This window comes from Chamaesiphon sp. VAR_48_metabat_403 (assembly GCF_031422475.1).
Lineage (GTDB): Bacteria > Cyanobacteriota > Cyanobacteriia > Cyanobacteriales > Chamaesiphonaceae > Chamaesiphon.
Map to the genome: position 1 here is coordinate 1 of NZ_JANPLS010000248.1, position 2,754 is coordinate 2,754.

Here is a 2,754-nt window from a genome sequence, read left to right on the forward strand (position 1 = left end):
GTATAGCCCGCTTGGTGGCGCGATAACTGACGCGATCGCTAAGGTATTTAATCAAAGTCCCGAACAGCAAATTGTCGAGGATTTACGCCACTTCAAGATGCTGATGGAAACAGGCGAAATTGCCACTACCGAAGGTCAATCGTCTGGACGGCGGTAGAAGACCCACCCCGCCACGGGCACCCCTGTCTTAACGTTTTTTTATTCTGCGACGTTTCTATTCGGGGGGAACCCCCGAATAAAGAAACGACAAGACGGGGGAACCCCAGAATAAAAACGTCGCTCCGTTCGCGAAGCGTCTGCCTGCGCAGAGGAGGGGATTTTTCACCCCAGCTCTCCTGGCTACCATGTACACACAAGTCGGTTTGAGTTGATGCGTAGATCTATACCCCACCCTAGCCCTCCCCTTATAAAGGGGAGGGGACAAGAGTCCCACTTTTCAAGGGGAAATTCATCATATATCAAGTTGAAGATCGTCAACGATAACTTAGCTCCTCCCCGCATCCTCGGGGAGGTTGGGTGGGGTATAGATCTACGCATCAACTCTAGACTTGTGTATACACCGTAGGCTCTCCTGGAGGGGGAATTGGGGGGTAACACCATTATTACTAATTACTAATCAGTGATGGGATATTCCCCATCGGGGCTATTTGGCTACTCGCATTTGACTGGTGGTTATGCGGGCGGACAGGCCGAATATGCCCGTGTCCCCTTTGCCGACGTAGGTTTGTTCAAGATTCCCGATGGACTCACCGACGAACAGGTAGTATTTCTGACTGATATCTTTCCCACTGGTTACATGGCTGCCGAAAACTGTGATATTCAGCCTGGGGATACAGTGGCGATTTGGGGTTGTGGCCCCGTGGGTCAATTTGCGATCCGCAGTGCCTTGATGCTGGGCGCAGAGCGGGTAATTGCGATCGATCGCGTGCCCGAACGTCTCCAGATGGCTAAAGATAGCGGCGCAACTGTCCTCAACTATGAGGAAGTCGAGGTGGGCGAAGCTCTCAAGGAGATGACGGGCGGACGTGGGCCAGATTCAGTTATGGATGCGGTGGGGATGGAAGCACACGGGACTGGGTTGGAAGGCTTCTACGATACGACGATGCAAGCTCTCAAGCTGGAAACCGACAGACCTAATGTCCTGCGCCAAGCGATCGTCGCTTGTCGCAAAGGTGGCACAGTCTCGGTGCCTGGTGTCTACACCGGACTGGTAGACAAAATTCCGATGGGTGCATTTATGAATAAAGGCTTGACGATGAAAACCGGACAAATCAACATTCACAGGTACCTGCAACCATTACTCGATCGCGTTCAAAATGGCGACATCGATCCCTCGTTTGTAATTACTCACAGTATGTCGCTCGAACAAGCCCCCCACGGCTACGAAATCTTTAAACATAAAAAAGATAGCTGCATCAAAATTGTGTTGAAACCAGGTCAGATCGATCGACCATTGGCAATGCCGTTGGCGTAGCCTCTCCCCTGGAGAATCGCTAGCTAGATCGAGATTAAATTTTAATTTGAGGTGATAATGAATTATCTAATTGCAGTTTTGACCGATCGAACTCAAGCTGAAGCCGCCTATTCGGCTTTGGCACAAGAAGGTTTACCCAATGATGGGATTGATATTTTGGGCGACGGTTATCAAAGTGCCGACGAATATGGATTAATCGATCCCAATACTGAAGCGCGTAAAGAAATCAAACGCGAATTGTATTGGCTCTTAGGTTTTGGATTCGCTGCTGGCTATGCCTTCAATTGGTTGACCGCGATCGATATTTTACCGATCGCACCAGTGGGAAATCACACGATCGAGTCTAACAATTGACCATAGTGCAATTGCCAATCCTCAATCGGCATAATCGGCGCAATTACCACCCCAATCGGATAGCCACCGCCGCCGCGAACGGCAGGCAAAGCCAACTTTCGCAATGCCTCTAATCGCGCCCCTACAGTCGCTGTACCGCCCTCAAACCGGAGCGAGACAGGTGCGGCATTAACACTAAAGCGACAGCGGGTGCGACCATTATGGGGCAAATCTAGCAGTGGTTCGACCCGATCGAATTTGGACACCCAGCGCAAATATCCATCCTCGCGGGTACCAAAGTAGCGGATACACTCTGCTAGACTTCCGGTTAGATGCTCGATGCCTAAAGGATCTGTGTAGCAACTAACTTCAAAACTCGTTACTTCACCACTACGTTCGTAAGCCGCCAAGTTTGCCAAAGTCTGCGGCAGATTGGCAAATGCCCGAATTACGGGCGGCCCCTGGAGACTACCTGCTAAATAGCAGTACTGACAGTGAGCTGGACACCCTTGGGCGAGGTGAAATTGCCAATCTGCGGAAGGGGGAATCGGGCTAAGTTTGAAGCTACTCGGAGGGGCTGTGACAACAGCTAAAGTGCGTTTGGCAGTTTGATAGGTTTCGCGCTCATTCTCCCCCCGTAATCCAGTTATGCGGTTGTGGGAGAGGATTTTAATGGGTAAATTTAAGGACTGAATCCGCGCCAATATTTGTTGTCCCCAGGGTTCTGCAATGGCAGCAGGTGTAAACAATACTTGCTCTGGCATCCAGAGTTTAGTTTTGGTTGAGGATGCTATTTCGCCAAGTGTAGATTCAGTTGCGACGGGCATCAATAATTATAATTTACGCGATTTTTGTGACTACTTATAGTTTGACATTTCTCGCCAGAATCAATTAGGCGTGAGACTTACGGATATCCTGACTCGCATTTGAACTGGATGGGCAAGAGG

At 50.0% G+C, this 2,754-nt stretch carries 4 pseudogenes; 3 read left to right on the top strand and 1 reads right to left on the bottom strand.

Annotated elements, in window-relative coordinates:
* The 3 pseudogenes from RMO79_RS24555 to RMO79_RS11730 form a co-directional block, all read left to right on the top strand.
* Window positions 1-157: pseudogene (locus tag RMO79_RS24555) on the top strand (cyclase); the annotation flags it as partial.
* A gap of 462 nt (window positions 158-619) precedes the next feature.
* A pseudogene (locus RMO79_RS11725) lies at window positions 620-1,474 on the top strand (zinc-binding dehydrogenase); the annotation flags it as partial.
* A gap of 57 nt (window positions 1,475-1,531) precedes the next feature.
* Window positions 1,532-1,813: pseudogene (locus tag RMO79_RS11730) on the top strand (hypothetical protein); the annotation flags it as partial.
* On the opposite strand, the pseudogene RMO79_RS11735 reads toward RMO79_RS11730, so the two are convergent.
* Window positions 1,810-2,571: pseudogene (locus RMO79_RS11735) on the bottom strand (SPL family radical SAM protein); the annotation flags it as partial. The pseudogenes RMO79_RS11730 and RMO79_RS11735 sit on opposite strands and share 4 nt — an antisense overlap.
* Between the last annotated feature and the right edge of the window lie 183 nt (window positions 2,572-2,754).